General features: G+C 68.3%; 3 protein-coding genes and 1 pseudogene. 1 reads left to right on the top strand and 3 read right to left on the bottom strand.

Going from position 1 to position 3,637, the window contains the following annotated elements:
- From JDV09_RS09775 to JDV09_RS09765, 3 genes are all read right to left on the bottom strand, one after another.
- Positions 1-230 (bottom strand): hypothetical protein (locus JDV09_RS09775; RefSeq protein ID WP_221368929.1); only part of this gene is annotated, 230 nt, incomplete at its 3' end.
- Complete coding sequence (locus tag JDV09_RS09770) at positions 227-2,080, bottom strand: tyrosine-type recombinase/integrase (protein WP_221368928.1); 1,854 nt, start codon at positions 2,078-2,080, stop codon at positions 227-229. The genes JDV09_RS09775 and JDV09_RS09770, both read right to left, overlap by 4 nt.
- A gap of 61 nt (positions 2,081-2,141) precedes the next feature.
- Complete coding sequence (locus JDV09_RS09765) at positions 2,142-3,227, bottom strand: tyrosine-type recombinase/integrase (RefSeq protein WP_221368927.1); 1,086 nt, start codon at positions 3,225-3,227, stop codon at positions 2,142-2,144.
- 117 nt (positions 3,228-3,344) lie between these two features.
- Here JDV09_RS09765 and JDV09_RS09760 point away from each other — a divergent pair.
- Positions 3,345-3,637, top strand: a pseudogene (locus JDV09_RS09760) (IS3 family transposase); the annotation flags it as partial.

The following is a 3,637-nucleotide window of genomic DNA, read 5'->3' as shown; positions in this document are numbered from 1 at the left end:
TCTAGGGCGAGGCGGAGCTGGTCGATCTGAACTTGGAGTCCGGTGAGGGTGAGTGCGTCGCGGCCGTGGCGGCGGTGTCCTTCGATGATGGCGCGCAGTTCGGGACGCCGGTAGAGGGTGGCGCGACCGATTCCGGCGTGGGCGGCGACCGCGTCGAAGGTGATGGGCGCTCCGCTGGTGAGCAGCTGTTGGCAGGCGCGTTCGACCCGTATCGCGTGTTCCTCGGTCACGGCGTATCAGTCTGGCTGATGAGTTTGTCGAGTCGTTCGATGAGGCGGCGGTGGCGGGTGGCTTCGGTGCCCCAGCCTCGCTGTTCTGCGTCGGCGGCCAGTGCGGCGGCGTCGGCGCGTTGAGTGGCCAGGATGGGCAGGAACGTCGATTCGGTGCGGAAGTTCGGGCAGTGCTCGCAGATGTTCGCGTAGGCACAGGCTCCTTGGGCAGGGGTGCGCAGGCAGTATCCGCCGGTCAGCCGCGCTTTGATCGTCGGGGTGTCTTTCCAGTCGGTGCTACCGCCGCTGATGTCGCTGATGGGTAGCGGGGTGCGCGACGGCAGTACTGGTCCGAGCTGGGTTTTGGCCTGTGTCAGTGCGCGTTCGTAGTCGGCGCGTACGGTTTCGTCGAAGAGCCGACCGTAGCGCAGGCTCATTTCCGCCGAGACGTGGCCGAGCATGGCCATCAGTGCCTGCAGCGACACCCCGCAGTTGATCAGCGCGGTGGCGTAGGTGTGCCGGAGTTGGTGTGGTGTGACGGATTTCAAACCTGCTTCGGTGGCGGCGCGCTGAAGCTCGGCACGCAGGGTGTCCACCGAGATGCGCCGTCCCTGGTGGGTGAGCAGGAAATCGACCGGCTTGCCGGTGCGCGGGTGTGGCAGCGGCTGCCCGGGCGAGCGGTGCGCGACGATCCGGTCGAACAGATCGAGGGTGTCCTCGTCGATGGGCACCATCCGCTCGGTGTCGAGCTTGCCCAACGGGACCTTCAGCCAGGCCCCGGCGCCGGGCACCTCGTGCACGCAGTCCAGTTCCAGGTCGCGCAGCTCGCCGATGCGCATCCCGGTGGCGCGTAGCAGCAGCAGCGCGTCGGCGCGCAGCCGGTTTGGTGAGGCGTGCAGCGCCTGTAAGAGCCGCCGGTCGGCGTCGGGGGGTAGGTAGCGGGGCAGCGCCCTGGGCAGTCGGGGCACATCGCGGGCGAATACGAGTTTGCGTCCGGGCGCCTGCGCCCAGCCCCATTCGTTGATGTCATCGATCAGCCGGCCGACGGTCAGCACCCGCGAGCGCCGCTCGGAGGCCGACAGGGGTGTTCCGGTGCGGGGGTTGTGGGCGGCGGCCACCGCGGCCAGATACGGTTCGATGTGGCGTTGCCGGTCCAGCGCGGCCAGGCTGGTCAGCGCGGGGTCATGCTCGGCGAGGAACCGGGCGAACTGCCCGAGCCGGCCGGCCATGTGCAGCACGGTGGAGCGGGCGCGGGTGCCCGAGGCGCATTCCAGGTAGGCGACCAGAGAGTCGGCCATCGGTGAGGGGACACCGGCGAAGTGACGCTGCCACGGCCAGCGCAGGTGTGCGCTGTCGTGCACCGCCGCGCTGACCTGCCCGTCCAGGTGATGCAGCACGGTGCGGGTGGCGTTCAGGGCGGTGTGGTAGTGCTTGAGCGTGCGCTGGTGGGTCTGTTCGCGGCCGGTGATCGCCGCGTCGAACTCGTCGAGGTCGGTGTCGTCCAGCTCGCGCAGAGGCCGGCCGGTCTGGATCAGCATACGCACCGTGATCTGGCTGGCCAGTCCCGCTGCGACCCGGGATGTGTAGCCCAGTTCATCTGCCGCGAAAAGGAATCGGGTCACATCGTTGGCCAGTGGGCTGGTCTTTGCCTCCCGCAGGATCGCGGGCAGCTTGCGTTCGAGCAGATAGTCGTAACCCGGGCGCAGGTATCCGGCCAGCATGAGGTGGTTGAGCAGCGGTCGCACCGCCGAACCCGCCGACAACCGCGCCGGCAGTGGCTGTTGGGCCCACACCTGCGGATCCGGCCAGCGCCTCAGGAAGACGCGGGCAGCGCCCAAAAATGACCGGTTGCCCGCACTGCGGGCGGCCAACGCGGCACGGTAGCTCTCGAACAGTTCTGGCCCGGGTGGCCGCGGCCGCGCCGCGCCGCTGCTACTGGGCGCGCTGGCGGTCGCGGGCGGCATCGTAGGCGGCGCGCACGTGCGCTGGGGACAGATGGATGTAGGCAGCCGAGGAGTCGACGTGGTCGTGGCCCATCAGCGCCTGCAGCACCGCCAGGTCAACTCCCGCCTCGGCCAGCGCGGTGCCGAACGTGTGCCGCAGCGCGTGCGGATGACCCGCCGGCACCTCGGCTTTCATCCGGTGGTAGCGGAAGATCGTGCGCAGCCCCGCTGGGCTCAGTGGCTTGCCCCGGTTGGGGCCCTTCGCAACTAGAAACAATGTGTCACAATCTGATTCGGGCCGTTCGGCGAACAGGTAGGTCTGGATCAGCCCGGCCACGTCCGGGTCCAACGGAACTCGACGCTCCTTGTCGCCTTTGCCGATCACCCGCACCCAGCCGCGGCCGATGTCGAGATCACGCACCCCAAGACCGAGCACCTCCGCCGAGCGTAACCCGGACAACAGCATCAACCCCGCGATCGCGCGATCCCGATCGGTGCGCAGGCTGCCCAACAGCGCTGTGGTCTCCTCGCGGTCCAGACCGCGCGGCAGCCGCCGCGGCTCCCGTACCCGTAACCGCGAACGCTGCTTGGGCTTTCGCAGATGAGCCAGCAGGCCACTGCGCTCGCCGGCGCCACGGCGCGCCACTCCACCGCGCGGCACCGGGTTGGCCGCAGATCCATCCCGCATCTGCCGATACGAGAACAACCCCGAAATCGCAGCGAGGCGACGGTTGATCGTCGCCGCCGCATAACCGACGTTGCGGCCGTCGCGAATCGAGTACACGTTGCCGCCCGGCCGGCCCGGTGGCAACGCCGAACGGCAGAACGCCAAGAACCGCAGCAGCACCTCAGTCGACACATCGTCGACCCCGAGAACCTCAGCGGCCAGCCACCGCGCGAACGCCAGCAGATCGAACGCATACGCGCGCACCGTGCGCGGTGAGTAACCCCGATCGGCCAGATAACCCAAATAGTCGTTGACCACATCCACACCGACCGGCCCCGGGCCCACCAGAGACCAACGCCCCTCGACCTCGACCGCACGCAACGACTCGACCGCCTGCTCTTCCGTCATGGATTCACATATGCCCAACGTCTCAGCCCGAGTCAAATACCCCAGGATGATCGGCGTGTCGGACCAGATACCCGGGGCATTATTAGCCGGTTAAGAGGGGGTGAAGGAGGCGACGAAGTGAGCGTGGCACGCTTCATCGCCGACCAGAGGACCAAATTCCGGGTGCCTCATACGATGACCTGCGCGTTGCTGGGTGTGAGCGTGTCGTGGTTCTACAAGTGGATCGGCCGGACCGGTGAACCCGACGGGGTGTATACCGACACCGATCGGCGTCGTGGGCAGCTCGACGCGGCGGTGGCCGCGGCGTTCGGCAAAGCCAAGGGGCTGCACGGGTCACCGCGGCTGGTGGCCGACCTGCGCGATCTGGGCTGGGAAGTCTCGGAGAAGACGGTCGCCGACTCGATGCGCCG

Source organism: Mycolicibacterium xanthum (assembly GCF_019710635.1).
GTDB lineage: Bacteria > Actinomycetota > Actinomycetes > Mycobacteriales > Mycobacteriaceae > Mycobacterium > Mycobacterium xanthum.
The sequence above is the reverse complement of the archived record's forward strand: the minus strand, read 5'-3'. Positions and strand labels throughout refer to the sequence as shown.

Coding starts and splice junctions, on each gene's coding strand:
- JDV09_RS09765 (WP_221368927.1), bottom strand. CDS start 3,227: ATGACGGAAGAGCAGGCGGTCGAGTCGTTGCGTGCGGTCGAGGTCGAG.